The organism is Streptomyces sp. ActVer (assembly GCF_027270795.1).
Taxonomy (GTDB): domain Bacteria; phylum Actinomycetota; class Actinomycetes; order Streptomycetales; family Streptomycetaceae; genus Streptomyces; species Streptomyces umbrinus_A.
In genome coordinates, this window is the sequence record NZ_JAPWHT010000104.1 from 1 (window position 1) to 26,945 (window position 26,945).

General features: G+C 68.0%; 24 protein-coding genes and 6 pseudogenes. 13 read left to right on the forward strand and 17 right to left on the reverse strand.

Translation table 11 applies throughout. From position 1 onward, the window contains the following. Positions 1-201: 201 nt before the first annotated feature. From O3Q52_RS18835 to O3Q52_RS18845, 3 genes are all read right to left on the reverse strand, one after another. Positions 202-1,407 (reverse strand): MFS transporter, encoded by a 1,206-nt coding sequence (locus O3Q52_RS18835; RefSeq protein ID WP_269649968.1) that lies wholly within the window; start codon positions 1,405-1,407, stop codon positions 202-204. 505 nt (positions 1,408-1,912) lie between these two features. Continuing rightward, on the reverse strand, positions 1,913-2,347 hold the full coding sequence (locus O3Q52_RS18840) for a VOC family protein (protein ID WP_269649948.1): 435 nt from the start codon (positions 2,345-2,347) through the stop codon (positions 1,913-1,915). A gap of 110 nt (positions 2,348-2,457) precedes the next feature. After that, positions 2,458-2,754 (reverse strand): hypothetical protein, encoded by a 297-nt coding sequence (locus tag O3Q52_RS18845; protein WP_269649949.1) that lies wholly within the window; start codon positions 2,752-2,754, stop codon positions 2,458-2,460. Between the two features lie 280 nt (positions 2,755-3,034). Here O3Q52_RS18845 and O3Q52_RS18850 point away from each other — a divergent pair. Then, positions 3,035-3,257, forward strand: a pseudogene (locus O3Q52_RS18850) (IS256 family transposase); the annotation flags it as partial. Continuing rightward, positions 3,254-4,066, forward strand: a complete 813-nt coding sequence (locus O3Q52_RS18855; RefSeq protein WP_269649950.1) for an alpha/beta fold hydrolase — start codon at positions 3,254-3,256, stop codon at positions 4,064-4,066. The pseudogene O3Q52_RS18850 and the gene O3Q52_RS18855, both read left to right, overlap by 4 nt. A 204-nt stretch (positions 4,067-4,270) precedes the next feature. On the opposite strand, the gene O3Q52_RS18860 is transcribed toward O3Q52_RS18855, so the two are convergent. The 3 genes and pseudogenes from O3Q52_RS18860 to O3Q52_RS18870 form a co-directional block, all read right to left on the reverse strand. After that, positions 4,271-5,035: an ABC transporter permease gene (locus O3Q52_RS18860; protein WP_269649951.1), complete on the reverse strand. Its 765-nt coding sequence runs from the start codon at positions 5,033-5,035 to the stop codon at positions 4,271-4,273. Beyond that, positions 5,032-5,988, reverse strand: coding sequence for an ATP-binding cassette domain-containing protein (locus O3Q52_RS18865; protein ID WP_269649952.1), 957 nt, complete (start codon positions 5,986-5,988; stop codon positions 5,032-5,034). The genes O3Q52_RS18860 and O3Q52_RS18865 overlap by 4 nt, the downstream gene beginning before the upstream one ends. A 325-nt stretch (positions 5,989-6,313) precedes the next feature. Further along, positions 6,314-6,439: pseudogene (locus O3Q52_RS18870) on the reverse strand (transcriptional regulator); the annotation flags it as partial. 55 nt (positions 6,440-6,494) lie between these two features. On the opposite strand from O3Q52_RS18870, the gene map reads away from it, so the two are divergent. Then, a complete protein-coding gene (map, locus tag O3Q52_RS18875; protein ID WP_269649953.1) occupies positions 6,495-7,262 on the forward strand; it encodes a type I methionyl aminopeptidase in 768 nt (255 codons plus the stop codon). A gap of 242 nt (positions 7,263-7,504) precedes the next feature. Here the strand turns inward: map and O3Q52_RS18880 are convergent, their stop codons facing one another. Next, positions 7,505-7,966 carry a pyridoxamine 5'-phosphate oxidase family protein gene (locus tag O3Q52_RS18880; RefSeq protein ID WP_269649954.1) on the reverse strand — a complete coding sequence of 154 codons (462 nt, stop codon included), beginning with the start codon at positions 7,964-7,966 and terminating at the stop codon, positions 7,505-7,507. Between the two features lie 560 nt (positions 7,967-8,526). On the opposite strand from O3Q52_RS18880, the gene O3Q52_RS18885 reads away from it, so the two are divergent. The 3 genes and pseudogenes from O3Q52_RS18885 to O3Q52_RS18895 form a co-directional block, all read left to right on the forward strand. After that, on the forward strand, positions 8,527-9,111 hold the full coding sequence (locus O3Q52_RS18885) for a DinB family protein (protein ID WP_269649955.1): 585 nt from the start codon (positions 8,527-8,529) through the stop codon (positions 9,109-9,111). A 95-nt stretch (positions 9,112-9,206) separates the two neighbouring features. Further along, the gene (locus tag O3Q52_RS18890; RefSeq protein ID WP_269649956.1) at positions 9,207-9,764 is read left to right on the forward strand and encodes an SUKH-4 family immunity protein; all 558 of its coding nucleotides are present in this window, start codon (positions 9,207-9,209) and stop codon (positions 9,762-9,764) included. Between the two features lie 76 nt (positions 9,765-9,840). Beyond that, a pseudogene (locus O3Q52_RS18895) lies at positions 9,841-9,939 on the forward strand (IS5/IS1182 family transposase); the annotation flags it as partial. Positions 9,940-9,996: 57 nt separating this feature from the next. Here the strand turns inward: O3Q52_RS18895 and O3Q52_RS18900 are convergent. Then, a complete protein-coding gene (locus O3Q52_RS18900) occupies positions 9,997-10,941 on the reverse strand; it encodes an alpha/beta fold hydrolase (protein WP_269649957.1) in 945 nt (314 codons plus the stop codon). 57 nt (positions 10,942-10,998) lie between these two features. Between O3Q52_RS18900 and O3Q52_RS18905 the strand changes: the two genes are divergently transcribed. The 3 genes and pseudogenes from O3Q52_RS18905 to O3Q52_RS18915 all read left to right on the forward strand — a co-directional run. After that, the gene (locus tag O3Q52_RS18905; protein WP_269649958.1) at positions 10,999-11,607 is read left to right on the forward strand and encodes a TetR/AcrR family transcriptional regulator; all 609 of its coding nucleotides are present in this window, start codon (positions 10,999-11,001) and stop codon (positions 11,605-11,607) included. Between the two features lie 408 nt (positions 11,608-12,015). Beyond that, positions 12,016-12,654, forward strand: coding sequence for a M15 family metallopeptidase (locus tag O3Q52_RS18910; RefSeq protein ID WP_269649959.1), 639 nt, complete (start codon positions 12,016-12,018; stop codon positions 12,652-12,654). Positions 12,655-12,829: 175 nt separating this feature from the next. Next, positions 12,830-13,586: pseudogene (locus tag O3Q52_RS18915) on the forward strand (transposase family protein); the annotation flags it as partial. 60 nt (positions 13,587-13,646) lie between these two features. On the opposite strand, the gene O3Q52_RS18920 reads toward O3Q52_RS18915, so the two are convergent. Next, positions 13,647-14,054, reverse strand: coding sequence for a helix-turn-helix domain-containing protein (locus tag O3Q52_RS18920; RefSeq protein ID WP_269649960.1), 408 nt, complete (start codon positions 14,052-14,054; stop codon positions 13,647-13,649). 72 nt (positions 14,055-14,126) lie between these two features. Between O3Q52_RS18920 and O3Q52_RS18925 the strand changes: the two genes are divergently transcribed. After that, complete coding sequence (locus tag O3Q52_RS18925; RefSeq protein WP_269649961.1) at positions 14,127-14,990, forward strand: NAD(P)H-binding protein; 864 nt, start codon at positions 14,127-14,129, stop codon at positions 14,988-14,990. A 424-nt stretch (positions 14,991-15,414) separates the two neighbouring features. Here the strand turns inward: O3Q52_RS18925 and O3Q52_RS18930 are convergent, their stop codons facing one another. Beyond that, on the reverse strand, positions 15,415-16,068 hold the full coding sequence (locus O3Q52_RS18930) for a class I SAM-dependent methyltransferase (protein WP_269649969.1): 654 nt from the start codon (positions 16,066-16,068) through the stop codon (positions 15,415-15,417). Positions 16,069-16,129: 61 nt separating this feature from the next. Next, positions 16,130-16,726, reverse strand: coding sequence for an ALF repeat-containing protein (locus O3Q52_RS18935; RefSeq protein WP_269649962.1), 597 nt, complete (start codon positions 16,724-16,726; stop codon positions 16,130-16,132). A gap of 177 nt (positions 16,727-16,903) precedes the next feature. Here O3Q52_RS18935 and O3Q52_RS18940 point away from each other — a divergent pair, with 177 nt between their 5' ends. Continuing rightward, entirely contained in the window at positions 16,904-17,191 is a 288-nt protein-coding gene (locus O3Q52_RS18940) for a transposase (RefSeq protein ID WP_269649970.1), read from the forward strand. A gap of 78 nt (positions 17,192-17,269) precedes the next feature. On the opposite strand, the gene O3Q52_RS18945 is transcribed toward O3Q52_RS18940, so the two are convergent. The 4 genes and pseudogenes from O3Q52_RS18945 to O3Q52_RS18960 form a co-directional block, all read right to left on the reverse strand. Further along, positions 17,270-17,914, reverse strand: coding sequence for a DNA alkylation repair protein (locus O3Q52_RS18945; protein ID WP_269649971.1), 645 nt, complete (start codon positions 17,912-17,914; stop codon positions 17,270-17,272). 151 nt (positions 17,915-18,065) lie between these two features. Next, a pseudogene (locus O3Q52_RS18950) lies at positions 18,066-18,407 on the reverse strand (LysR family transcriptional regulator); the annotation flags it as partial. Positions 18,408-18,509: 102 nt separating this feature from the next. Continuing rightward, positions 18,510-19,862: a hypothetical protein gene (locus O3Q52_RS18955; protein ID WP_269649963.1), complete on the reverse strand. Its 1,353-nt coding sequence runs from the start codon at positions 19,860-19,862 to the stop codon at positions 18,510-18,512. A gap of 361 nt (positions 19,863-20,223) precedes the next feature. Continuing rightward, positions 20,224-21,216, reverse strand: coding sequence for an AraC family transcriptional regulator (locus O3Q52_RS18960; protein ID WP_269649964.1), 993 nt, complete (start codon positions 21,214-21,216; stop codon positions 20,224-20,226). 79 nt (positions 21,217-21,295) lie between these two features. On the opposite strand from O3Q52_RS18960, the gene O3Q52_RS18965 reads away from it, so the two are divergent. After that, positions 21,296-22,048: an SDR family NAD(P)-dependent oxidoreductase gene (locus O3Q52_RS18965; RefSeq protein ID WP_269649965.1), complete on the forward strand. Its 753-nt coding sequence runs from the start codon at positions 21,296-21,298 to the stop codon at positions 22,046-22,048. A gap of 767 nt (positions 22,049-22,815) precedes the next feature. Further along, a pseudogene (locus O3Q52_RS18975) lies at positions 22,816-22,983 on the forward strand (transposase); the annotation flags it as partial. A gap of 234 nt (positions 22,984-23,217) precedes the next feature. Here O3Q52_RS18975 and O3Q52_RS18980 read toward each other — a convergent pair. Then, positions 23,218-24,090, reverse strand: a complete 873-nt coding sequence (locus O3Q52_RS18980; protein WP_269649966.1) for a TauD/TfdA family dioxygenase — start codon at positions 24,088-24,090, stop codon at positions 23,218-23,220. Between the two features lie 25 nt (positions 24,091-24,115). Then, positions 24,116-26,945 (reverse strand): KR domain-containing protein (locus tag O3Q52_RS18985; protein ID WP_269649967.1); only part of this gene is annotated, 2,830 nt, incomplete at its 5' end.

Sequence of the window (26,945 nt, forward strand, 5' to 3'; positions counted from 1 at the left end):
CTGCGGCACGTACCGGACGGCTCCAAAGCGGAAGCGACGGACCGTGATCGGCTACACCACGACCGGGGACACGACCCTTCTTGCATGCCTCCACACCGAACAACTCACCCGAACCAGGACGCTGGTCGAACCCTCACCGACCACACGAGCGGGTAGAGAACGGCCAGTCAACCCACAGGCGCTCTTCTCGCCGGCATCGATTCATACGCAGTGCTCGGTCTGCGGCGCGGGTGACCTGGCTTGGCGTGCGGCAACGGCCATCACAATGACGGAGATCAGTACGATGCCGGCGCCGACGTAGAGCGGCGCGGTGTAGCCAAGACCCGCGGTGATGGCCAGACCCCCGAGCCAGGCGCCAAGCGCGTTGCCGATGTTGGACGCGGACACATTGGCGCTGGCGGCCAGCGCCGCCCCGTGGGCGAAGTCGGTGACGCGAGTGATCATCCCGGGCACGCTCGCGAACCCGAACAGCCCCATCAGAAACACCAGTATCACCGAAGCGGTGGCGCTCCTGGCCAGCAGGCCGAACACGGCCAGGGTGACGGCAAGTCCGAGCAGGGCGAGGACGAGGGCTCGGTCACGGTCGTGGTCGGCCGCTCGTCCGCCGACCAGGTTCCCGACGACCAGACCGACGCCGTACACCATCAGCAGCCAGGCGACATCCGAGGGGGAGAAGCCGCCGACCTCGGTGAACGTGTAGGCGATGTAGCTGAACGCACCGAACATCCCGCCGTAGCTGAGTGCGGTGGCCGTCAGGGTCAGCCAGACCTGCCAGGAGCGGAACGCACGGAACTGGGCCCGCAAGCCGTCGGCCGGTGCCGGGTCTGAGCGGCCCGTCACTGTCGCCGGCCGCGTCTCTTGCGCCCCGTGGGGGACAAGGGTGGTGATTCCCGCCAGCGCGAGTACGCCGATTGCGGTGACCGCCCAGAAGGCCGCTCTCCAGCCCCAGCGTTCACCGACCAGCGCGCCGAACGGCACACCCAGCACGTTCGCGAGCGTCAGTCCCGCGAACATGACCGCCACCGCGCGGGACTTCTTCTCCGGCGCGACCAGACTGCGAGCGACCAGCGATCCGATACCGAAGAACGATCCGTGGCACAAGGCCGCGACGATCCGCCCGAGCAGCATCACCGGATAGCTCGGCGCGAGAGCGGACGACAGGTTGCCGATGACGAACAACGCCACCAGGCCGACCAGAACTGCCTTGCGCGGCAGTCGCGCCGTCGCCGCGGTCAGCGCGATCGCACCGACCGCGACACTCAACGCGTATCCGGAGATCAGCCACCCCGCCGCCGCCTCGGACACCGCGAAACTCGACGCCACCTGCGGCAGCAGCCCAGCGATCAGGAACTCGGTCAGCCCGATGCCGAAACCGCCGAGTGCCAGCGCCACAAGCCCACTCGGCAACCGTCGCCGCTCGATCACATTCCTTTCCACAATGGGGCTGGAGGCGTGGTGTGCCATTTGCCTTGGTCTCCTTCAGGAGGCCTTCAAGTGGGGTACGGGCGGGGCGAGTTCATGCCAAGGCCGCCGTCGACGTACAGGAGGCCCACGTGGCGAGTTCTGCCGAGACGGCCTCGCTGAGTGGCGTGGGTAGGGCGGATGCACCCGGCAGGTGAGCTGTGCGCGCACACCGCGGGGGATCCCGAAGTCCGTGCCTCCGGTTGTCGATCACAGGCTCACAGAGGCACCGTGATCAAGAATCTCTGGACGGCCCCGGGCGCGGGCGTCCAGGCCCGCTCATCCAGCAGGAAGTCCGTGTCCCAGGCGCCGAATTCGCTCATGGCTCCACCCTCACCCCTGGAGACGGACTCATCCATGGACAAAGATCGAGGGCGCTTGGACGAACGTGAGAACACCCTGACGCGCGGACGTGCGCCTGCCACCCCCGACTCGTCGTCTTCGAGGATGCTCAGTCGAGACAGAACTCGTTGCCCTCGATGTCCTGCATCACGATGCACGACTCGTTCTCTTCATCGGCAAGCAGCGTGTTCACGTGTACCGCGCCGAGCGCGATCAGCCGTGCGCATTCGGCCTGAAGCGTGGCCAGGCGTTCTTCACCCACGAGTCCGGTGCCGGCCCGCACGTCGAGATGCACCCGATTCTTGGCGACCTTGCCTTCGGGAACGCGCTGGAAGAACAGCCGCGGGCCCACACCCGAGGGATCACTGCATGAGAACCATGAACCCTGATCCTCAGGAGGCAGGGTGCGGTTGAAATCGTCCCAAGTGCCGAACCCCTCCGGTGGCGCCGGCGCGACATACCCCAGCACCTCGCACCAAAAACGAGCGACGCGCTCAGGTTCTGCACAGTCGAAGGTGACTTGGAACTTCTTGATCGATGACATCGGCGCACCATAGCAGGGGGACTCTGTTGCCCATTTCCCGGTGTGGATCCGCCCGTTGCGGCGAGGTCGGCCCCTGCTGGCCGCTGTTGTGACGTGTGGTCGCAGAGCCTTCAGCGGGTGACCACGTTGAACACCGGGTAGGTCTGCGGTTGCACGCCATCGAGGCCGAGTTCTCGCAGGATCGGGATGAGGGTCTCGCCGAACTGCTGGAATGCCTCCTCGGACTCCCAGACGTCCACGACGAGCCAGCCGTTGCCGGTGGGCGCGGCAGTGTGCGAGATGAGTCCGGACACCGGCCAGTCGGCGGGGCTCTTGACCGGGCCGGGTCGGCCGGCGACCTTCTCCGCGCTCTGCTCGTACTGTGCCTGGGTCATGCCCGGCATATCGAGAACCACGACGATCGCCATAGCTGACTTCCCTTGCGAAGAGGTACGGAGTCGTTCGGCCAGTTGACCACTTCGGTGAGCCGCCTGCGCGTTGGCCTGAGCCGGACAGGGCATGGACGGCGATCGCGAAATTGGTGGTCCCTCTGCCCGCCATGTACTCCGTCACCTCGGGAGTCCCACTCGGTCGCTTCCGGCGCCACCTGGTCATCCGGACGCAGCACTGCGGCGAACTCCCGCAGCGTCTCCGGGCCGGCGCCTCACCCGGCCACGGACAGCAGTGCCCACAGATTTCATACCTGGTACGAATCCGATCGAGTCCACCTTCGCCACCGTCCGGCTGCGTACCAAGGTCACCGGGGCGCCGGCAGCGCGGTCGCGGCCCTTGCCATGGTCCTTGGCTCGTCGAAGTTGCGCAGGCTCGCTGGCGGACCGTGAACGCACCCCACCTCGTGGCCCTGGTCGGAGTCGGCGCCTGCTCCGAACGAGGTCAGCTCGTTGAACGCCCCGAGACCCTTGAGGCGTGAACAACCCAACCGATCCACGTCTTGGCTTTTACTCCCTTACTGTGCCGCAGGCCTCCCCAGCAGAACTGAATTCAATTATGGTTCGGTTGATGTTGTTGGCGAGGAGGTACGTAATGGCGTTTGTTCTCATCCATGGGGCAAGCTTCGGCGCGAACTGTTGGGACGAGCTGATCCCCCATCTGAGTGCGGAAGCGCTGGCGGTCGACCTTCCGGGGCGCGGGACCAGAGCTGAAGTCGACCTGGGCACGGTCACTCTCGCGGACTGCGCCGATGCGGTCCGCGAGGACGTCGAAGCGAAGGATCTGCGCGACGTGGTACTGGTCGGTCACTCCTTCGCGGGCGTCACGATCCCGCGTGTCCTGGACCTCATACCTGACCGGATCCGCCATGTCGTCCTCGTGTCGGCCGTGGTGCCGGCGGACGGTTCCCGGGTGCTTGACCAGATCGATCCGGGAGTGCGGGGGCTGGTGGAGCAGTCCATCGCCGACGGCGTCTACCACCAAACTCGCGAGGGCGCGGCCGCAATGCTGTGCAACGACATGGACGAGGCGACCGCTGCGTCCACACTGAACCGGCTGGCCGACGACTCGGCCGCCCTGCTGAGCGAAGCTGTGAACTTGAGCGGGTACGGCCGCGTGATCCCCCGGACGTACGTGCACCTCACGCGTGACCAGTGCTACGTCGAGGAACTCCAGCAGCGATCCATTGCGTTGCTTCGGCCCGACGTCATCGATCTCGACACGGGCCATATGGCCATGATCAGCGCGCCCGAAGAACTTGCCGCCGTCCTCAACGCCATCCACGGCTGATCGCCGCCTCGTTCTGCGCCGACGGACTGTGGACGCACCCCACCTCGTGGCCCTGGTCAAGGCCGGAGCCCGCTCAGCACGAGGTCAGCTCGTTGAACGCCCCGAGACCTGTGCGGCGCCGGTAGGGGAGAGGCCCATGTGCTCAGCAGTCTCGGTGACGTCCACCTGGCCTTCGGCAACCTGGATCCCGCCCGCCGTCACCGCTCACGGTGCCAGCGCTGCACCGCAGTGTCTTCCCGTCGTGGTCCGGCAGCACCCCGTGCGGGGGTCACGCGCTCGAGTTTGGTCCAGCCGGTCCAGCCTCGCTCCTTCAGCAGCTCGATCAGCCGACGGGCCGGCGGCGCGGTGTCGAACGCGAGCGTGTCCATCAGCCGGCACGAACCCGCTGCCCACGAACGGAAGCAGCACGAAGATCATCGGCAGGTTGCTCGCGGTCTCCGCGTCCGGGCTGGCCAGCCCCAGAGCCACGGTGAACCAGGTCATCGCGAACGACAGCAGCACGAGCAGTCCGACCAGCCCCGACCACTGCAGCACCGAGGCGGCGGTCTCCAGACCGAGCAGGAACGCCACTCCGAAGATCACCGCGAGCGCGAGCGCGGTCTGGATCATCGCACCGAGCACGCGGCCGCCGAGCACCGAGACCTTGGCGATGGCCATGGTCCGGAACCGGTCGATGATCCCGTTGGTCATGTCTGTGGCGACCAGGACCGCTGTGCCGATGGACACGCTGGCCACCGTCATGACCAGGATTCCGGGAGTGATGAACGTCAGGTAGTCGCCACGGACCCCTGCGGGGGCTCCCGGTAGACCGGCGCCCATGGTCGCGCCGAAGACGTAGACGAACAGCAGCAGGAACAGCAGCGGCTGCCCGATCAGCATCACCGTCATCGACGGATACCGGGCCATGTGCTTCAGATTGCGACGCAGCATGGTCACGGAGTCACGAACGGCGTACCGCGCGGTGCTCATACCGGCACCTCCTCGGAAGACTTGTCGGTGGTGGGGTGGCCGGTGAGGGCCAGGAACGCGTCGTCCAGGTCCGGGGTGTGCACGGCGAGCCCGGTGACCGCGTCGTCGTCGATCCCGTCCAGCAGCCGTCGCAGTGCGGCGAGGCTGCCGTCGTGCGGCAGGGTCACGGTGAGTGCCTCGGCGTTCGCGCTCGCCCCGGGCAACCGGCGCGCCAGATCCGCCACTTGCTCGCTGTCGGCGGCCCGGAGCTCGATACGACCGCCGGGGACCAGCCGCTTCAGTTCGGCCGCGGTGCCCTCGGCGACCAGTCGGCCCCCGTCGAGCACGCCGATCCGGTCGGCGAGCTGGTCGGCCTCCTCGAGGTACTGGGTGGTGAGGAAGACGGTCACCCCGTCGGCCACCAACTCCCGCACGACCGCCACCAGTTCACGTCTGCTGCGCGGGTCGAGGCCGGTCGTCGGCTCGTCGAGAAAAATCAGCCGCGGTCCGGCGACCAGGGTCATCGCCAGGTCCAGCCGCCGCTTCATGCCTCCGGAGTACGTCGCCGTGCGCCGGTCGGCAGCATCGCCCAGGTCGAACCGCTCCAACAGCCGCTCGACCACACTCTGCGCGCGGCGCCGGTCGAGGTGGCCGAGGTCGGCCATCAGCCGCAGGTTCTCCCGCCCCGTCAGCAACTCGTCCACGGCGGAGAACTGCCCGGTCACTCCGATCGACGCGCGCACCTGATCGGCCTCGCGGCATACGTCGTACCCGGCGACCCGGGCCTCACCGGCGTCCGCGGGGAGCAACGTGGACAGGATTCGGACCGTGGTGGTCTTGCCAGCCCCGTTGGGCCCGAGCAGGGAGTAGACGGATCCGGCGGGAACGGTGAGGTCGATTCCGTCGACCACCTCGTGGCATCCGTACGACTTGCGCAGTCCGGTGACCTCGATCGCACTGGTTCTCGTAGTCATGCCCACCATGCTGCGAGGTTGCCCCTGCGGCAGGGTCAACTGCCACGGCGACCGCGCCCCCTGGCGCCGCTCGCGTACTGAGCGCCCGGTTGCCTGACACCTGGCACTGACGTGAGTCAGGACCGCTGCGGTCAGCACGCTTACCCCGACAACCTCCACCTGCGGATCAGCAACCAGACCGCCACCCCGACCGGCGACCGGCATTGCGAGGAAACGCTGGTCCGGGGGTTCTCTCCGGCGTTGCTTCCCGCTGACCTGGGGGAGCCTGGGCCAAGGCCGGTGTGGACCCACGCGCTGTCTCGATCTTGCGCAGCCTCTCCGCCTACACCCCTGCGGCCTCGGCCACTTCCAGCATGCTGCGAGCCCCGCACGCCTGGCGCAGCAACGCGCTGAAGCGTTTACCGCGCTGCCGTTCCCCCGGAGTCAAAGGCGTTCTCACCGTGACCGTGATACTAATACCGGTATAAAAATAGGTCACCTAAGCGTGAGACGAGGAGTCGCAGGACATGGTGGAGTTCAAGACCGACACGGCGCTGGACGCAATGCGGGAAGCCGGGCGCATCGTGGCCCAGGCCCTCGCGGCCGCCCGCGAAGCGGCAGGCGTCGGGGTATCCCTGCATGAACTGGACGAAGCGGCCCGCACGGTCCTGACCAAAGCCGGGGCCAGCTCCCCCTTCCTGGGCTACAAGCCCTCCTTCGCCCCCACCCCCTTCCCAGCAGTGCTCTGCACCTCGGTCAACGACGCCGTGGCGCATGGAGTCCCCACCGACTACCGGCTGCGTGACGGCGACCTGGTCAGCATCGACTGCGGCGCCGAACTCGACGGCTGGACCGGAGACGCCGCCGTCAGCTTCACCGTCGGCACACCTCGGCCCGCGGACCTGGCCCTGATCGACGCCACCCAGCGTGCTCTCGACGCCGGCATCGCCGCCGCCATCCCCGGCAACCGCATCGGCGACATCTCACACGCCATCGGCACCATCGCCGCAGCGGCCCGCTGTGGCATGCCTGCCGACTTCGGCGGCCACGGCATCGGCCGCAGCATGCACGAGGACCCCCACGTCCCCAATCGAGGACGCCCCCGCCGCGGCTTCCGCCTCCGCCACGGCCTGACCCTCGCCATCGAACCCATGCTCATGGCCGGCGGACACGACGACTACTACACCGCACTCGACGGCTGGACCCTCCGCACCACCGACGGCAGCCGAGCAGCCCACATCGAGCACACCATCGCCATCACCGAAGAAGGCCCCCGCATCCTGACCCTGCCCTGACCGGAACACCGGCAGCCGTACGTCACGGCTCCGCGCAACCCGCCTGTTCACCACGAACCCACGGGCGCCTCGATCCCCGCACTCGCGGCGGGCCCCCGCCGTGCCGGGACGGCCGGGGCGCCGTGGGTGCCGTCGAGGGACCGGTAGCGGGCGAGGAGTCGACGGTCGGTGGACCGTCGGTGTGGCCCTGACGCGCAGGGCTGATTGGGGGCAGAGAAAGGGGCGCCAGCCAGGGACGGCCGCTACTCCATCCACGTCCCGTCGCGCATGATGACTCTGCCGCGTAGTTCCGGCTCGCCGCGCCAAGCGCGCACACTCTTCGGCACCACGCGCACATACAAGAAGGAACCCTCCTCCGCGCGCGGGTCCCACCCGAACTTGGCGGCGAACGCCTCCGCTGCGTCTCCGGGGACATCCTGGTCCAGGAAACACTCCGCCTCGCCCTGGAGAAGCACCACATCGAAGGTGTCCGGCAGCGCCAGGCGCACGCGCGGCCCCTCGCGGACGTTCCGCGCAGTTGCGGAAGCAGCACTGGTGCACATCCACACCGCTCGCCCATCCCACAAGAACCACAACGGCACCTGGTGCGGCCCGTGATCAGGATGTGCTGTCGAAACCCATACATCCCGCTCGGCAACGAGCCGTTCCAGAGTGTCGCGCCTACGCTCCGCCGCCTGGCGGCGAACAATCCCCGTGATCTGCATGAGCACCGACCCTAGCGAGCAGGCTCAAAGCGCGCATGAGGCGAAAGACCTACTCCCGGCGGCCGATGAACTCCTCAGCCCTTGGCTCGGGGACGGCCGACTGGGGTGCTGAGCGTGGCCGCAGATCCTGCCCATTGGCAAGAGACGTTTGAGGTCCTGGTGATCCGGACAGCGGGCCGGTTCCCGCAGGTTGAGCCCCGACGCCGTACGCGATGACGTGCTGAAGCATCCGAACGGTACGTTCGCGCTCGTGGAGTACGGAGCCGGGCCGCTGCCGGGCTGCGGGTTCGGGCGAGGACCCCGTCTTGGCGACCAAGCCGGAACTGACCAACTCCGGTGCTTCACCTGAGTCCAGGCGGCCATTGCCGACGACAAGCCGAGTGTGGGCCTGGAGAGGGATGCCGGAGGCAACCGAAATAAGAGGCTGTCTCACGTGGCAAGTTTCGCGAGCTTCCTGTGGCAGGTCGGGTGCGGCCATGGCCAGGCCTCGGCTCGGCCTGTCATTGCGGACCACGTACGGATCTTGAGACCACCAGCAGCCCATGGCAGGCTCATGCCACATGATCGATGAATTCGCGAAAGACAACCTGCACGGGAGACTGCGGCGGGACCGCAAGGCGCTGCTCTGGAAACTCGACGGATTGTCCGAATACGACGCCCGCCGACCTTTGACAGCGACCGGGACCAACCTCCTCGGCCTGGTCAAACACGTGGCCACCGTCGAGGCCAGGTACTTCGGCGAGGTCTTCGACCGCCCTTCCCCGGAACCGCTGTCCCGGTGGCAGGACTACGACGGCAGCGATCTGTGGGCGACCGAGGACGAGACCCGCGATCAGATCATCGAGTTCTGCCGGCGCACGTGGGAACACTCCGACGCGACGATCAACGAGCTTCCCCTCGACGCCCCCGGCCACGTGCCGTGGTGGCCGGAGCCTTATCCCAACACCAACCTGTTCGCCATCATGGTCCACGTCCTCGCCGAGTCCCTCCGGCACGCAGGGCACGCCGATATCCTGCGTGAGGGCCTCGACGGCCGGACCGGGTTGCGCGCCGAACACGAGAAGCAGACCGACGAGGAAGCCCGTGCAGCCTTCTGCGCGAAGATCGAGCAGGCTGCCCGGTCGGCCGCACCAATCAAGGCCTGAAGCAGGTTCAAGGGCTGTCCCGCAGATGCGGTCGTGCCGTGACCTGGGACCGGCTCATTGGGTCAGGGCCACAGCCGACGGAATGGGAACGTTCGATGGCGACGTACGACCAGCTGACCGCGTGGGCCCTGGGGCATGTCACGCGAGCCGGACGGGACGTTGTGGCCGGCTGGCGGATCCCGGGCTTCATGAAGGAACAGCTCGTCGAGGTGGGCATCCCGGTAGCTCCTCGCCTCATCGAACGAGTCGTGATGCAGAGCGAGGCTGAGCCAGCCCTGCTCACGTCCCGGGGCCCGCTCTACCTTCTCACCGAGCAGACGGACCCCGATGATCAGGCCGAGCGGTCATCGTTCGGCGTCGAGCCGGAGACCGGGGCGGTCTACTTCGTCATGCCGGATGGGGAGGCATGGTTCGCCAACTCGGGTGTCGGCGTGTGGCTCAACGTCCTTCACTGTTACGGCAGTCGCGTCAAAGCCTCAGAACTTCTCGGCGAGCCGGACGGCCCCGAGGAGTACCTCTCTGAAGAGGAGGAAGAGCGGGCCCTCGCCGAGCTGAACCGGCTGGGCGAGGAGCTGAAGGAGATTGACCCGGCGGCCTTCAACGGCTACGAGGGGTTTCTCTGGCCAGGGCTCCTGGACCGCTGGCTCTACTGACCTCGGTCGACAGATCCAGGGCCCGCAGGTCTGGACCGTGCAGGGATACCAGGCCCACGACTGAGATGGTCTTCATGTGGGGCCTGTGATCACGGCGTCGGAGCCGTCATGGATAGCGCCGTACTCCGGGCTGAGTCCGAAGCAGTTCGGGAAACTGATCACCATGCTGCGGCGTGGAGGCCCGCCCAAGCTCCGCCCGTCGTTCGCGAAGTTCAGCTGTGTGACGTGCCTGCTACCGGTTGGCCACGAGGAAGTCCTCCAGGATCTCGACAAACCGCGTCGGCTGCTCCTCGGCCGGGTAATGGCCGCAGTCGTCGAGGACGACCCCCGTGACGTCGTCGGCCGCCAGCCGCATCGTCTGGGCGACATTCGCGCCGCTCCACAGCGCGCCGCCGAGGGCGAGCACCGGCAGCGTCAGCCGGGTCTCTCTGCGCTGCTCGTTCTGCGCGATCGTCTCGTCCAGCGCTCGGTAGTACGCGAAGCTCGCCCGCAACGCGCGAGGATCCGCGGTGATCGCGTCGACGTAGACGTCGACGGCGTACGCGGGGATCGCCGTCTGCGTGGCGGCCCTGGTGGCGAACTGCCAGCCGAAGAAGAGCCGCTCCCGTCCCCGGACCAGTTCCTCGTTGAGGTCGGTGAGCCGGTTGAAGCCGAACTGCCATAGCTTCAGGTTGACCGCGGCCGGGCCGAAGAACGGCGGGGACGGCGTGAGACCGGGGATCACTGCTTCGAGGATGGCGAGCCGGCCCACCCGCTCGGGGTGATCGGCGGCGAGGGCGTATCCGGTCCACGTGCCGATGTCGTGGCCGACCACGTCGAACCGGTCGTGCCCGAGCGCGGCCATCAACGCGACCAGATCGGCGGACAGCGTGCCGGCGTCGTACCCGTCGTCGGGCTTGTCGGAGAGCCCGGCCCCGCGCGAGTCGACGGCGACGACGGTGTGGCGGCGGGCGAGCGCGGGCATCACCTCCCGCCAGGCGTACCAGGTCTGGGGCCACCCGCCGATCAGCAGCAGCGCCGGGCCGTCCCCGCCGGTGACCGCATGCAGCCGCAGCCCGTTCACCTCCACGAGCCGGCTGGTGAAGACGTCGGTGAACCCGTCGGGCAGCCGCAGCAAACTCAAGCTTGTCGTGCCGTCGGCCGTACTCATCATGGAACGATCGGTGCAACTTGTCATGCCGATGACCATACGCATCTTGAAACGATCGGTGCAAGATGTGTAGGCTGACGAACTATGGCGGGCCGTAAGCAATTCGACGTGGACGAGGCGCTACGACGCGCGATGCACGTCTTCTGGCGCTGGGGCTATTCGGAGGCCTCGATCGACCGCCTGACCGAGGGAACGGGCCTGGGCCGGAGCTCGCTCTACGGCACCTTCGGCGACAAGAGCGCCCTCTTCCGGAAAAGCCTCCAACGGTACGCGCAGACCTACCACCCGCTGTACGACCAGGCACTGTCCGGCCCCCACCCGAGCCCGGGCGCCGTTGTGGCGGCTTACCTGCAGGTCACCCTGAACCGCATCGCCGACCCGACGGTCCCGGACGGCTGCCTGCTCACGGTGTCGGCAACGCAGATCCCGGCCCTCGACGCGGAGGGCCGGGCGATGGTCCGCGCCATGATCGACGGTTTGCGGGCGATGCTGGAGCAGGCGTTGCGGGCGGCGGGGGCCGATGATCAGGAGGCGGCAGAGCTGGCGTTGTGCACGCTGGCAACGAACAAATCTCTGGCAGTGCTGAGCCGCGCCGGTTTCTCGGGCGAAGACCTGGCAACCGTCGCGGCAGCCGCCGCCAAGAATGCCAAGGCTCCGCCGAATCGACCGGCCGAGCCGTCGGGGCAGCGATAGGCGGGATCGACTCCGTCGCCAATTCGTCTGCAGAGACCTTGGGGCAGCCGGAGGCTCGACAGGAAGTGACTCGGCCCAGCCCTCATAGGGGCTGAGCCGACCCTGGCGACGAAATCGTCCCACCGGGGGAAGAAGCTGACCTGAGCCGCCTCGGTGTTCGGGTACTTGAGAGGCCTCTAATGCGACACTCTAGAAATATTGACCGTGTCTTGGTGGCCCACCGCCTCTCCTGTGATGTCGGCGACGATCCATTCCAGGCGCAGGCCTTCGCAGATGGGTTCTGCCAGAAATGGTCCGCCCTCATCGACCAGCACACGGATGATATTGATGCTACGAGTTGGCGCATATCATCGGCGTCTCCAAAACCACATACGTGCTGGCAACAGCATGCTGCCTTGACTTGGCAGCATGAATCGAACTGCACCATCAGCACGAACAACGACCCGCCGGTTTCGCCGACTCCCTGTCGCTGGCCTGGTAGTTGTCATAGCAGCGATCACCGCAGTCCTCGGCTACCTGGTGTCGCAGTCATCGTCTTCCTCATCGGCCGCACCACCCGCAAATACTCTTCGCATTGAACACCGTGGCGCCCTTGGCGAGGCAGATGGCGCCGTCCCCGACGGCTTGACGGTCTTCGACGACGAGATTCCAGCTGTGGCCAACCTCGGCCCACACCTACTCAAGGCCCTCCGCCAGGCTGCAACGGACGCCGCGGACAACGGAGTCGAGTTATACGTGAACAGCGGTTGGCGTTCCCCGGCGTACCAGAATCAGCTTTTTCGTGAGGCGGTCTCCAAGTACGGATCTGAAGAGGAAGCCGCCCGATGGGTGGCCACCGCAACGACGTCTCCCCACGTATCGGGGGACGCGGTCGACCTCGGGCACTCCGATACGACGACGTGGCTGGCCAAACATGGCGCCGAGTACGGGCTGTGCCCGATCTACAGGAACGAACCCTGGCACTACGAACTCCGCACCAATGCGATCGATCGTGGTTGCCCGCGTATGTATGCCGACCCGACCCAGGACCCGAGAATGCAGCAGTGACAGGCAGCGAGTGAGGACAGACGATGGCGAGGTAGACACGGCGGAGGCCGACGGGACACTGAGCCCTTTTCAAGCCGGTGGTGCCTGACCGCGAGTTGGACTGTCCTGCACAACGACGAAGCTCCTGTTTGTCGGGTTCTCGACCAAGGTCACCCGGGTCCGCCAGGAGCTTCGCGTGCTTGCGTGCCCGTCCTCGATTGATCTTTCCAGCCGTACCTTGCGGTTCGTGACCGGGCAGCTGACAGCCCGGCAGCAGGAGATCGCAACGCGGTGGCGGCGCCTTCCTGCCGGACGTCAGACCCTGCTCGCCCTGGCCCACCTGCGGTGCGGTGACACACACTTACGCCCAGCTCGCCGCCGGGTTCGGCATCGGGATCGCGACCGTGTACCGCTACATACGTGAAGCCGTCGAAGCCTTGGCCGCCCTTGCCCCGTCGCTGGACGAGGCGATGACGACGATCCGGGCGAAGGCGTTCGTCATCCTCGACGGCGCCTTGCTGCCGATCGACCGCATCGCCGCCGACGGCCCCGTACTGCTCCGGGAAACATGAACGCCACGGCATGAACGTCCAGGTCCTCACCGATCCCTTCGGACGATTCCACTGGGCCTCGCCGGCTGTGCCAGGCTCGACTCACGATCTGACTGCCACACGGCAGTACGGGATCATCGAAGCCCTCGCCGATGCGGGGCTCAACTGCTGGGCGGACAAGGCGTATCAAGGCGCCGGCGGATCCGTCCGGGTTCCGTTTCGGGGCCGCCGCCTCAAGCGGTGGAAGCCTCGCCACAACACCACCCACGCCAACTCCGCTGCCTCGGCGAGCGGGCCATGGCCACCATCAAGAGCTGGCGCCTCCTGCGGAAGCTCCGCTGCAGCACCAACCGAATCACCGACGTCGTGAACGCCGTCCTCGTCCTTCACCACGCATCAGCGTGGCGTTGGAAAAGGCTCACAGTCGGAATTCGGTGTCGGCGCGACTACATGTCGAACTGGTCAGTATGCGGCGTCGTAACGGGCGCGTGCCGTCTGTACATCGGCCTCGTGGGCGACTGCCCATTGTCCGAGTGTGTTCAGCAGTTCCCGTAGTGAACGACCGTCGGTCAGGGCGTACTCGGCCCGTGGAGGCGTGCCGGCATGAAGAGTTCGGCTGATGAGCCCTTCGCGTTCCAGCGACCGCAGAGTGCGAACCAGCATGCGGCGGCTGAGGCCCTGGACCGACCGGTCGAGCTCGTTGAAGCCGTAACTGCGCTCCGCCAGAAGCGACAGCAGGACCGGGCTCCACTTGTCGCCGATCCGGCGCAGCACCGCCGTCGCCGGACCCATCTGGTGATTATCGACCGTGACCGGCACCGTGACGCCGACGACGGGTTCGTCTGCCGAAGCTTTGTGGAGGGGTGACATCAATGTGCCTTCTTACGAGACCAACACGCAATCACTGACCATCAGGCTACACATACGGCAGAGGAGCCTCTCTTGATCGCAGTAAGCGGAGCTTCGGGAAATCTGGGCAGCTCAACCGTCCGCCATCTCATTCAACGCACCGACGCCGCCCGCGTCCTGGCGTTGTCCCGCACACCGGACAAGAGCGCCGACTTGGGTGTGCGCACCCGCCATGCCGACTTCGACGAACCGCACGCACTGGTCCAGGCCCTCGACGGTGTGGAACGGCTGCTGATCATCAGCATCGGCACCGACGACCGGCTGCCCAAGCACGCTCAAGCGATCGACGCAGCCGCGAAGGCGGGCGTGGGCCACGTCCTCTTCACCTCCATCACTCGCGCCGGCGACCCGGGCCACCCCAATCCCCTCGTCCCCGATTACGGGGCCACCGAACGGCTGCTGGCGGAATCCGGATTGCCCTTCACTGTGCTGCGCTTCAACGTACGGGTCGAGATGCTGACCCTGGTCGGGGCGGCCCCCAGGGCCGTGGCCACCGGAGTCCTGCCCAGCAACAGCCGAGACGGACGCATTGGCCACATCACCCGCGACGACAGCGCCGCAGTGGCCGCCGCCGTCCTGGCCGAGGGCGGCAGTCAGGGAGAGATCCTCGAAGTCACCGGGCCCGAAGCAGTGACCGACGCCGACGTCGCCGTCGCGCTGACCGAGGCCACCGGACGCCGCGTACGCTACGAAGAGGTCGCCGACGCCGAACACCCCCAGCGGCTCCTGGACCAGGGGTTCCCCGAGCACTTCGCTCACGCCTGGAGCGCCGCCGGCATCGCAAAACGCGATGGCTGGTACGACATCACCACCCACACGGTCCAACGGCTCACCGGCCGGCCGGCCACCACCATCACCGACTATTTCGCGGCGCACCGCGCCGAGTTGGTCAGCTGACCCGGACCCCGGCGCCGAAGTGCCTCCGCCGTTGAGTGACACTCATGGTGGGTGAGGACGCGGGTTCGGAGCAGTTCGAACGAGGCCCGGCCATCCATGGCCCTCTCGAGCACCATCGCCCGGTTCACGTGCTCTTCGACGACGCCGGAACTCCACGGGCAGGCGAGGTCGCAGGCCCGGGCGATGTCCGGGCCTGCGAGCCGGGACCTCCAGGACGTACAGCCGATCGGCTCACGGCGTGCGCCGCGATGACGCAAACCGAGCAAACGTCATGGGGGGCCAGGCGTAGGGCTGTTGTCACATGCGGCAAGGCTTCGCGACCGAGGATTCACCCGTCGACCCGTCGATCCGTCGCCTGGCACGTCGAGAGATCGAGCCCCGGCGCAATTTGGAGGCCACGCTGGGTCGTTGAACGGTCTGTGGCCTACTTGGATTCGGGCTCGCGGCGTGCGAGAACGATTCCCCCGAGGGTGCTCTCGGCCGAGGTGAGAGTCCTGTGTGCCTCGACGGTGAAGCCGGCTTCGTTGAGCCAGGCAGCCATGCGGCTTTGCTGACGACGATGGACGTAGAGCTTCATCGGGTGGCCGCCATAGCCCTCCGTCTTGAGCTGCGACTCATCACCGACGTGGAAGCCGAGCAGCAGCGGGCCACCGGGCCGGACCACTCGCTTGAAGTGCGCGAAGACCGAGCGGACCTCGTCGTCGGGCACATGGATCAGTGAGTACCAAGCGACGAGGCCGGCCATCGAGCCATCGGCAAGGTCGAGGTCGGTCATCGAGCCGAGCTCGAACCGCAGGCCGGGGTGATCGCGCCGAGCCACCTCGATCATCCCGGGCGACAGATCGATCCCGAACGCGTCCACGCCCAGTTCACGCAAGCGGGCGGTGATCCTCCCCGGCCCGCATCCCACGTCCGCGACCGGGCCCCCGCCGCTGGTGCGTACCTGGTCGGCGAACTGTGCCAGGGCCGCGCGCTCATAGGGCGTTTCATCCAGCAGGTTGCGCAGCTGGTCCGCGTAGCTGGCGGCGACGGTGTCGTAGGACGCCCGAGTTTCTTCCAGCCAGCCGTCAGTGTTCAGTTCGATTCCCACGCCGGCAGGCTATCCAACGGCAGCATGAGACGACTTCCAACGGCAGGCTCTAGCCGTCGACCTCGTACTGGCCGACCTCAAGGAAGTGGCGCAGTGCTTCCGGGGTGTTGTCGTCCAGGGCCGCGTTCGCCGCCGCGCGCAGGGCGTCGCTGATGTTGGGATCGGCCAGTATCCGCGCGATGGCTACACGGTCGTCCTCGGCCTGAGCGAGACGCAGGCCGGTTTCGAGGAATTCGCGCACGACCTCGGGGCTGCCGTCGTCGAGGGCTTCGTTGGCCTCACGGACGACGGCCTTGCCGCTGTCGGGGTCGGCCAGGATCCTGGCGATGGCGACGCGGTCGTCCTCGGCCTGAGCGAGACGGTAGCCGGTCTCGAGCCAGGCGCGCATCTCCTCCACGGTGCCGGTGTCGAGGAGTTCGTTGGCCTCTCGGGTCACGCGCTTGCCGTTGTCGGGGTCGGCCAGGATGCGGAGGATCGCGATGCGCAGGTCGTCCGCGTCCATCTCGTCGTAGGGAGAGCCCGCGTCCGCTGCCACCACGGCGGCAGGCGACGGTGTCGCGGCGCCGGCCAAGGAGGGAGTGGAGAGCAGCAGGGCCGGAGCGAGGGCGCCGGCGGCCACGGCGAGGGTCACGCGGGTCAGTCTCACGGAGAGAACCACCTTGTGTCGTAGTCGCGGAGTGCAGCGGGGGCATCCTCCCAAGGGAAGCCGGGCCGGGTCTCTGCCCGGATCACGCAGTCTTCACCGGTTCTTCATTGCCGAGGGCCTGCCACCAGGCAGTTTCGATTCGATCAGCCGAACGTTGTGGTCCAGGTGTGCTGTTGACTGACGCGTAGTGGGCGCGGGTCGAGCCGCTGCTTCCGGACCGGACGCCGAAGCGAGGCAGCCGCTGACAGTGATCGAGAGGTGACCGACGCGATCGCCTTCAAGTTCCGGACCGGTATCCAATGGGTGTACCTGCCGGAGACATACGGCAACCGGCGAGGCGTCTACAACCGGCTGCGGATGCGGGCCGTCGACGGCACCTGGGAGCGGGTGTTCACCGCCTTGGTGGCCCAGGCGGACGCCGACAAGAACCTCAACTGGGCAGCCCTGCCTGCTCTCCAGCCGTAGGCGACATGAGGTCTCTCACGACCGGCCGGTATCGGGTCCCGCATTCGGAACGAGTTGCGGCAGGTAGCGCGGACCTTCCTACTTGTCCTGCTGCCGGCGCACCATCTCGGTGATCCAGATGGGCGCGAACGGAGAAGTGCAGCCCGGGGAGGTCGGGTAGTCCTTGAGCACCTCCAGGCGCTCACCGATGTCGATCGCACGGGTGCGGTGCTCAGTGTGCTCGATCCCGATCTGGGCCAGGCAGTGGTTCATCGCCCACTGCAGGCGATCCGGCGCGTCCGTCATCTCCGCCTCGATGACATCGAGCAGTGCTACGAGGTCGAGTGCCTCGGGCTTCTTCGCCACGCGTTCGGTGGTCAGTGCCCAACCGGCACTCGCGACCACTGGATCCGGATCGGCGAACCAGGCCAGGCGCAGCTCTTCGGAGTGCGGGTTCTTCTTGACGACGTAGTTCACGAGCCAGTCGTGCACCTTGGGGGTGCGCGCCTCGCGCAACATGACGTCCAACTCGTCGCGCTCGAACGCCTTCGGGCGGCAGATCAGGAGTGCCAGCAGTCTCGCCGCGGTATCACCCGTATCCCAGAGGTGGCGCGCGAGTTCCTGCTGTGTCTTGAGCCGCTTCGCGAGCGCACGCAGCCTGCTGAGGTTCACACCGTGATCGTCACCGTGTTTCTCGTTCACTGCGCGTGCTTTTGGGTCCTCGAGCGCGGCCAGCTCGGCCATCACCTCGGCCACCGTCGTCCCGGTCACAGCCGTTTCGGCCACCTCAACCTCCTGTCCCTCACGAGCGAGATTCAGCCTATGACGGAGGTCGGCCTTCTGTCGTACACGCCGGTTCGGCAATCTCCTTGTCCCTGCGGCCTGCGGGTGGTGGTCAGACACGTTCAGGCTGCAGGGGGCGGCTCCACCCCGGTACCCAGATGCCGCTGTCGGGGCGGCCGGGACAGGCGGACGTGAGATGGCGACGCAGGGCGGACAGGGAGGGGTGAGGGTTGTCGGTGCGCCAGATCAGTGAGTGGGGGTAGAGCGGGGTCGGGTCTTTGATGGGGATGCGACGCAGGTCGTGGCCGGCGGGCCAGACCAGCGGGGTCTGTTCGCTGACGAAGGTGCCCAGTGTCGTGGAACTGGCGATGGTGTCGAGCAGGGGCTCGATACCGAAGTCCGGGCCGACCGAGTCGATGATGATGCCGAAGGTGGCGGCCTCCATCACGCAGTCCAGGCCGTCGTCGACATACACAACCTTGCCCTCGCATCATGAGCAGACAGCCCCGCATCACGGACTCTGACCTGTCCGAACACAGGCTTGTGCAACACGCTTTTAGTCGGGGAGAGTCGCGGTGAGGTCGAGGGCGTCGGCGAGGTGTCTGGTCACGGAGTCGTCGCCGCGGGTGTCCGGGAAGTTGAAGTAGCAGGAGTGTGCCCAGCCGGGGACGAGACGCCAGGGCTTGTTCCCTCGCACCGGGACGTCATGGACTCCACTGCCGAACAGCCGCCCCAGCGGCCCGCCGAACCAGTCACCCAGGAATCCGCAGAACGAGGGGATGTAGGGGAAGTACAGATTCGTCCAGCGCACGACGGCGAAGGGTGACCAGTCGTTGAGCACGGCCTTGCCGTTCCAACTGAAGGAGAGCGGTGTGTCACCAGGCCCGAGTTCCTCCTGCGGGAGGGGCGGGCAGGTGACGATCTCGCGGCGGGCGACGCGTGCCTCGAAATCGCCCTTGTTCTTCGTGTAGAGCCGCTCGGCGAAGCACATGGGCGTGCCGCAGCTGATGAGATCAGTGATCCGCCACTGGCTTCCCTGGGCGCGAAGATCGGTCCACAGCCCCCACTGCGCCTCGCGGTAGACGGTCGTCTCACGGGGGGTGGGGGTCCGCGCCTCTTCCCGCCCCGGCATCCCGGCGGCCGCCGCTTCGAGCGTGAGCAGCGACGGCGAGTCCGGGGCGAGGGCATTCCTGGTCATGCCCCAGAGCGTGGTGATTCCGTCGTAAGCGATGTAGGCCCCCAGACTGTGTGCGACGACGATCACCCGCTCATACCGGGGCTCGCCGCCGATCTCCGCCTCTTGCAGCCGCCGCAACAACTCCACCATCCCCTCGCGGATGTCCCGCCGCACCGCGTACGACCGGGGCGAGGTGTCGAGATAGCGCACGACGTCAACAAAACTGTTGGTGATGAACGAGGGCCCGAACCCGGTGGCGAAAAAGAGCAGCACCACACCGAAGGTGCCCGTCCCCAGCACGGTGAACGCGATGTTCAGAAGATTCTCAACAGCCGACTTCTCGTCTTCGAAGGGAATATCGAGGACGAAGATCCCCCACCCCGCCAAACCCAAGAGGACCCAACTGGCGAGCCACGCGAACCCGAGCCCCTTCGGCGGCAGCCGGCGGATCAGCTTGAGGAACGTCGGCAGCATGTCCGACATCCGGTTCCCCTGCATCAGGTGCGCCCAGTGGTACTCGAAGAACTCCGTCTGCGGACGGTCACCGTCGGCGGGCGCGAGGAACCGACGGGATTCGAACGACTCGGACGCGACGTCCCGCTTGGAGTAGAACTTCCAGTTCCCCGGACTCACCGGCGGCAGTCCCGCCCGAATGAACTTCGTGAGGGCGTCCAAGGGCCGCTGCTCACCCATCCCGTGCACGATCACGACAGCCTGGCGTTGGTTGACCATGCACGATGAATCGGCAACGGAGCGCATGACCTTGACCGCGACGTGGGACTTCCTGCCCCCTAAGGGCTCCCGTAAATGATCTTCAAATTGACGCTGCTGCGGTCGGTCCTGCAGCGGCGAGGAGCGCATCGAAATGCGACCGCGCGCCCGCTCGTCGAGGAGCGGTGCGTGGCCTGCCGGTCGGCGCGCACGGTCACCATCACGCTCGACGCACCCGGGGACGGGCGGCCGGTGACCTGGACCGGGTGGGCTGGCAGGGTGACGCGGGCAGCCCCTGCACGTCGCGCCGATCTCCGCGAGCCGCTCGTCGTAGCGAGCCGAACTCGCTCGGCGAGCTCGCTGCTGGCACAGGACGCCTCCTTCAGCTTCCGTTCGCGTCCGAGTGCGCCGGCTGCCGTGCCTGGTTCCGGAACTGTGCGGGCGATGAGCCGACCACGCGGCGGAAGGCGGTGCTGAACGCGCTCTCGGACTGGTAGCCCGTGGCCCGTGCGAGCTCGGAGATCGACAGGGTGTCGCGGGCGAGGGCGTCGCGCGCGAGGTGCATGCGCCATTGGATCAGGTACTCCAACGGGGGGACGCCGACGTGGCTCTTGAAGGCCTGGGCGAACGCGGAACGCGACATGTGGCTGATCCCGGCGAGCTCCTTGAGGCTCCAGGAGTGGGCCACGTCCGCGTGCACGGCGCGCAGGGCGGCACCGATGCCGTCCTCGTTCAGGGCGCTCAGCCACCCGGTGGGCCGGTCTGTCTGACCGGCGTGGGCACGCAGCATGTGCACGAGCAGGATCTGCGCGAGGTGGTTCTGCACCAGCGGGCCGCCGGCGGCGGCGACCCCGACCTCGGTGGCCAGGAGGTCGATCAGCTGCGCGAGCCGCCCGCCATGAGGATCGTCCACGCGGACGATCACGAGCGGCGGCAGAAGATCGGTCAGGAGGGCCGCGTTCTTGTCGTCGAACCCGATGTGCCCGATGCAGAGGTAGAGGTCCTCCTCGGACTCCGGGCCGATCCGCGCGAACCCGTCCTGGGCGCCCGCCCACACCTGCTCCGCAGGGCGCGGGCTCGCGTCGAGCGTGCTGGCCAGCACGTAGGGCGGCGGGTTGCCCAGCATGAAGGTGTCACCCTCATGCAGGAGCACCGACTCGTGCCCGTCGAGGATCAGTCGGCACGTGCCGCGCACGAGGCCCCCGATCCGCACGTGCAAGAACGTGTCGAAGCGCAAGGCCCACTCTCCCGCGGCCCGGAGACTGGGCCCGATCACCGTGCGGGGCCGGAGCAGGCTGATCGCGTCAGCCACTGGATCCCGGAACCCGAGCACCGACGACACCTCCTGGACGATACGTAAAGAAATGTGGACCATGCATCATGGATAGTATCCGCGATCTCCTGGACTATCGATGTCGAAGCATCGGCAACGAGAAAGTGATGGAGACACCCACATGGGACAGCTGGAAGGCAAGACGGCGGTGGTCACCGGGGGCAGCAGCGGTATCGGTCTGGCCACCGCCATACGGCTGGCGGACGAGGGCGCGTACGTGTTCGTCACCGGGCGACGAGAGGCCGAGCTGGCGGCCGCCGTCAAGACCATCGGAGCGGACCGGGCCACCGCGATCGTCGGCGACATCGGGAAGCCGGAGGACCTGGACCGGCTCTACGAGTCGGTCCGGGCGCGAGGCCAGAATTTGGACGTGCTCGTGGCGAACGCGGCGATCGGCTCGTTCATGACGCTGGAACAGACCACCGAGGAGCACTTCGACCAGACCTTCGCGGTCAACACCCGAGGCACGCTGTTCACCGTGCAGAAGGCGTTGCCACTGCTCAACGACGGAGCCTCGATCGTCCTGGTCGGTTCGACGGCCGCTGACCGCGGAATGGAGGCGTTCGGCGCGTACGCGGCGTCGAAGGCGGCCGTCCGGTCCTTCGCGCGGACGTGGTCCGCCGAGCTCAAGGGCCGTGGCATCCGGGTCAACGTGGTCTCGCCGGCATGGATCGAGACCCCCGGGGGCACCGCTGCCTTCGGCGACGAGGAGACCGCCCGGGCCATCAAGGAGCAGGTCGCCGCGACCGTGCCCAAGGGGCGCATGGGCCGGCCCGAGGAGGCCGCCTCGGTCGTGGCCTTCCTGGCCGGGGACCAGAGCAGCTACGTCGTCGGCGCGAACGTCTACGTCGACGGTGGGGAGAACCAGACCTGAGGCACCACAGGGTGGGTGGCATCTGAAGCGTTCCAGCTTCCGGGCCGCTGCCGACGCGCCGGCCTCGCGACGTGCGGGCGTACCGCGACACCGGAGATGGCCTGCAACAGCACGACGCAGTGCTGACGGCGCGACCCGCAACCTGTGGACACGCAGCGCACACGCGCGGGTCCAGCGGGAGGGGAGCGGACGCTGCCGTTGTAGCAGGAGTGGTCCCGATCGCAGACGCCGTCGCCGCCGGTTCGAGCCGCGTCCCGGCTGCCTACGGCGGCCTCTTCGGGCTTGAAGCCCACCCGCGGCCGGGTCTCCGCGGGCCCCGACTTCGACAAGGTCTTCAACGGCCTGGCCGTGCAAGTCGGCGTCAGCCGCACGGTACGTGACATTGGTCAGGTTGGTATCGCCGTGGGTATGCCGCGGTGGCAGGTGTGGCAGGCGCCGGTCCAGACGGCGAGGAGAACTGCATCTCGCGGACGACCCGGTAGAGGGTCGGGCCAGCGCCGCTTCTCCTGGGGCCTGGGCCAGTTCCTGGAGTGTGCAGTAGGCGTGGGCGGCTGAGACGAGGGTGACGCAGTGGTGTCAGCCGTTCCACGTACGGCCCTCGAAGTGGGCCGTACCCAGGGCCTGTCACATCTCGTGGTAGTCGTGCTCGATCCGCCGAGGTGGGGTCTTTCGCGGTCAGGGTTGGGCCTCGCGCCTGGGTGAGGGGCTGTGCTCCTGAGGCAGGCGGACCGTGTCCTGGCGTGCGCCGAAGGGGCGAAATGCAGACAGGCGTCGACACGGGGATCTCCAAGTCCGAGGTGTCGCGGATCTGCGGCGGCCTTGATGCCGAACTGACCGCGGTCAAGGAACGGCCGCTGGAGCTCACCGTCTTTCCCTGCGTGTTCCTGGACTCCGCCTACTGCAAGGCCAGGCTGAACCACCGGAACGTGTCCCAGCCGTGGGCATCGCGTCTGGGGGAGGATCTCCGCCGCCGGGTATCGAGCGTCGATGTGGGATCTGACCAGCGTAAAGGCGGAATGCAAAGGGAGGTGGCCAGGATCCGGCCCGGGTGTGGTCCGGATCATGCCCTCGGCTTTGGTCGATCCGGAACGGCACTGACCTCACGCAGCGCGGTGAGGCGTCGTACGCGGGACCGAGGACCGTGCACGACGCCGCACCCCTTCAGGACATCAGCCCTTGATGGGGCCGCCGTTGATGGCTATGCGCTGGCCGTAGCGGGCGTAGGGGTAGTAGTCGTACGTCGCGTGGTGCTGGACGCACCGGTTGTCCCAGAAGACGAGCGTGCCCGGGGTCCAGCGGACGCGGCAGTGCAGGACCGGCCTGCGGGCGATGATGTCGAAGAGCACGTCGAGCAGGGCCCGGCTCTCGTCGGGGGAGAGCTGCGGGATGCGGCTGGTGTAGGCCTTGTTGACGTACAGCAGTTTGCGGTCGGTCTCGGGATGCCGGGCGACGAGGGGGTGTTCGCTCTTGGGGATGACGTAGTCCGCGGGCAGCGCGTACCCCGCCAGGGCCTGCGCGCCGTCGTGTATCGCGGTCAGCGGGTCCAGCAGGGCGCGCATCGCCGGTGAGAGCATGGCGTAGGCGAGGTGCATGTTGGCGAAGAGGGTGTCCCCGCCGCATCCCGGCTCGGGGGTCTCGGTGATGTAGAGCATCGACCCCAGGGACGGTTCGGCGTCGGCGGTGCCGTCCGCGTGCCAGCCGTTGCCCGCCACGTTCGCCGCGGCCGACGTCGTGCGGATCTCCAGGATGTAGGGATCGCCCTCGGGCGGCGGCGGGTTGACGGGGCGCAGTTCGCCGAAGGCGGCGGCGAAGCGCCTGTGATGCTCGGCGGTGATCGTCTGATCGCGGAAGACGAGGACGTGGTGGTCGCGGAAGGCGGCCCGTATCTCTTCCAGTTGCTCTGCCGGGATCTCCTGCGACAGGTCGACGCCTGAGACCTCCGCTCCCAGAACGGGAGTGATCCGCTCGACGGTGAGCGTGCGGTAGGGGTACGCGGGACGAGTGGTCACTGCTTCCAGCGCTTCGAGTTCGTATGACTCCATGTCAACCTCCAGAGGCGGGGTGGGGTTACAGGTCAGCGGTTCCGCGGGCGCCGGCACCCGGGGACGCCAGCGTCGCCCTGATGGTCTCGGCCACCGTGTCCACGTGGGGTGCCGCGACGATGCCGTAGTGGTCCGTGGGCAGATACCTGCGTACGGCGGACGGAGGCAGGCAGGTGTTCCACTGCCGGTCCGGCTCCTGAGGGTCCGCGGGGGTGGGCATGCCCGCCGTGGGGTGTTCGGCCAGCCACAGATACGTGCGGACGGAGACGAGCGGCCGTACGCGGTGTTCCCCGAGGCTGTGCAGGTTCGCGCGGCAGCAGCGGGCCAGCCTCTCGGCGTACGCCTGTGCGTGCTCGGTCGGCAACGAGGAGGCGCCGGCGCCTAGTTCGGCGGCGAACACCCTGTCCAGGTGAGCCTCGTCGTAGGCGGCGACCAGTGCTTCGGCCTCGGGCGGTGGCGGATCCAGAAGGTAGAGCGCCTCCAGTGGCCGGCCGGCCGACTCGGCGAGGCCCGCCATCTCCATCGCCACACGGGCGCCGTAGGACCATCCGGCCAGGTGAAGCCGGCGGTCCGGTCCGCCGAAGCGCTCACGTAGCTCCGCGTCGTAGTGACGGGCCTGCTCGGTCAGTGACCACGCGGGCATCCCGGCGTCGCGGAGTGCCGGGTCGGCGATGAGGCACACCGTCGGCGCGGGGCCGAGCGCTGCCACCAGGGAGCGGTACGCCTGGATGTCTCCGCCCACGGGATGCACCAGGCACAGGACGGCCGGACCGGTTCCCTCCTGCCAGATGTCGAGGACGACCCGGGAGGTGCCCCCGGCCGCCTCGGTGGTGGGCTCGGCGGAGGTGAGGGCCGCCTCGATGTGCTTGAGGATCTCCGTGAGGCTGACGCGGTGGCTGAAGGAGGCCAGGTCGAACTCGACGCCGTAGTCGTCCTCGATCCGGGCGATCAGGCTGATCAGGGTCAGCGAGTCGGCGCCCAGGTCGTAGAGGGAGTCCTCGGGGTCCAGTTCGGCCACGCCCAGCAGATCCTGGATCACCCGGGCCATGATGTCCGCCCGCTCTCCGGAACCGCCGGCGTCGGAGGCTTCCTCCTCTGTGCCCGTCGGGTGCACCGGTCCGGAGCGCGAGGACGGGGCCGCCATCCCGGTCGGAGCGTAGAAGGCCTGGGAGACGTCGATGTCGGTGGTGGACACGAGGAGTTGAGGCAGTTGCAGGGCCAGGGCATGCTCGAAGACCGCTTTGCCCTCCTCGACGGTCAGGCCGACCGCGAGGTGGGCCTGATGGCGGCTGTCCGGGTTGACGACCCGGGTCGCCATTCCGGTCTCGCTCCAGATGTCCCAGTCGATGCCGATCCGGACCGTCGTCTCCGTCCCGGTGGCCCGGTGGTGGGCGAAGCCGTCGAGGAGACTCGCGCCGGCCGCGTAGTCGCTCTGGCCGACACCGCCGAGCAGAGCGGACATCGAGGAGCAGTACACCGCGATCTCCGGGCGGAAGGCTCCGATCAGGTGCTCGACGACGAGTGCGCCCCGCTCGCGGACCGCGGCGGCGTCACGCATCGCGGTGGCGTCACGTCGTACGAGCAGCGCGCCGTGTCCGAGACCGGCCGCGTGGATGACGCCGTCCAGCCGTGACGTGTGGGCGGCGACGGCCGCCGCCACATCGTGGACGGGCATGGTCGCGAGATCCGCCGGGACGAGGCCGATGCGGTGGGACCATCCGTTCAACTTCTCGGGCAGCCGCGGGATTCTCGACAGCAGCAGGACGCGACCGCGGGTGTGTTCGAGCAGCCAGGCGGCGATGGCGCGGCCGATGCCGCCCGTGCCGCCGAGCACCAGGTGGACCGTGTCCGCTCCGGCCGGCACGAGGGACTGTGTTCCCTTCGGTTCCGGTACGGGTACGGTGCCCGGCCGCCACCAGTAGCCCTGCCGCAGCGCGAGCTGGCGCGGCAGATCCGGTCCGTCGGGATGACCGGTTTCACGTGCTCCGGCGATGACCGAGGCCACGTGTCCGGCCCAGCGGGTGAGGTCGGCGTCGGGGAGGTCGAGCCAGTGGCCGGTCAAGGCGGACTCCTGAGGGGCGACCTCGACCGGCCCGGCCAGGAGCGCCAGTTCGGGTCTGTCCACCGTGCCGGTCACGGGCCGGGCGCCGTACGACAGCCACCACACACGGGGGGAGCCGTTTCGCCCGGCAAGGGCCTGGGCCAGGGCGGCCGTGCTGTCCAGGCAGGTGTGACGGGCGTGTTCCAGGGTGCCGGGACCGACCGGCCCCGTCACGTCGAGGGGCAGGGCGTGCACCCACTCCGTGTCGGCGGACGCGGGGACACCGTCCTCGGACAGCGCGTCGAGGAGCCGGCGCACAGACGCCGGGTCGGCGGGGTCCACGGCGTAGGCGTTCGGTCCGCCGCGGGCGAAGGCGCCGGCCGGGTGCACCCGTATCACCCGCGATGCCACCGCCTCGAAGGGCGTGAGCGCTGTCCGCGGAGTGTTCTCGGACGCCACGACGACCACGCTGGACGCGCGGCCGGCCGGCACGCCGGTGTCCGCGACGGCGGCACGGCGCAGCCGGACCCAGTGCGGCTGGTGCAGCCAGTTCTCCCGGGGAAGCCGCCGGGGTGTGGTGGCCGGGACCTCGCGAGGCTTCTCGGGCAGCCGGTCGAAGTCGTGTTCCGTGAGGGAGAAGGACGGGGGAGGGAAGTCCCAGGGCGCCGGAGCGGAGCCCGCCCCCCAGTCGACCGGGCGTCCGGCGGCCCAGTCCTCGGCGAGGTCGTGGGCCGTGCGACCGGCCGCGGAGACCGTTGTGGCGTCCGGGTCCGCGGTACCGGGCGACACCGTTCCCGCGGCCACCGCGCGCAGC

Coding starts and splice junctions, on each gene's coding strand:
- O3Q52_RS18840 (WP_269649948.1), bottom strand. CDS start 2,347: ATGTCATCGATCAAGAAGTTCCAAGTCACCTTCGACTGTGCAGAACCT.
- O3Q52_RS18845 (WP_269649949.1), bottom strand. CDS start 2,754: ATGGCGATCGTCGTGGTTCTCGATATGCCGGGCATGACCCAGGCACAG.
- O3Q52_RS18860 (WP_269649951.1), bottom strand. CDS start 5,035: ATGAGCACCGCGCGGTACGCCGTTCGTGACTCCGTGACCATGCTGCGT.
- O3Q52_RS18865 (WP_269649952.1), bottom strand. CDS start 5,988: ATGACTACGAGAACCAGTGCGATCGAGGTCACCGGACTGCGCAAGTCG.
- map (WP_269649953.1), top strand. CDS start 6,495: ATGGTGGAGTTCAAGACCGACACGGCGCTGGACGCAATGCGGGAAGCC.
- O3Q52_RS18880 (WP_269649954.1), bottom strand. CDS start 7,966: ATGCAGATCACGGGGATTGTTCGCCGCCAGGCGGCGGAGCGTAGGCGC.
- O3Q52_RS18885 (WP_269649955.1), top strand. CDS start 8,527: ATGATCGATGAATTCGCGAAAGACAACCTGCACGGGAGACTGCGGCGG.
- O3Q52_RS18890 (WP_269649956.1), top strand. CDS start 9,207: ATGGCGACGTACGACCAGCTGACCGCGTGGGCCCTGGGGCATGTCACG.
- O3Q52_RS18900 (WP_269649957.1), bottom strand. CDS start 10,941: ATGACAAGTTGCACCGATCGTTCCATGATGAGTACGGCCGACGGCACG.
- O3Q52_RS18905 (WP_269649958.1), top strand. CDS start 10,999: ATGGCGGGCCGTAAGCAATTCGACGTGGACGAGGCGCTACGACGCGCG.
- O3Q52_RS18910 (WP_269649959.1), top strand. CDS start 12,016: ATGAATCGAACTGCACCATCAGCACGAACAACGACCCGCCGGTTTCGC.
- O3Q52_RS18920 (WP_269649960.1), bottom strand. CDS start 14,054: ATGTCACCCCTCCACAAAGCTTCGGCAGACGAACCCGTCGTCGGCGTC.
- O3Q52_RS18945 (WP_269649971.1), bottom strand. CDS start 17,914: ATGGCCGAGCTGGCCGCGCTCGAGGACCCAAAAGCACGCGCAGTGAAC.
- O3Q52_RS18955 (WP_269649963.1), bottom strand. CDS start 19,862: ATGGTCAACCAACGCCAGGCTGTCGTGATCGTGCACGGGATGGGTGAG.
- O3Q52_RS18960 (WP_269649964.1), bottom strand. CDS start 21,216: ATGGTCCACATTTCTTTACGTATCGTCCAGGAGGTGTCGTCGGTGCTC.
- O3Q52_RS18965 (WP_269649965.1), top strand. CDS start 21,296: ATGGGACAGCTGGAAGGCAAGACGGCGGTGGTCACCGGGGGCAGCAGC.
- O3Q52_RS18980 (WP_269649966.1), bottom strand. CDS start 24,090: ATGGAGTCATACGAACTCGAAGCGCTGGAAGCAGTGACCACTCGTCCC.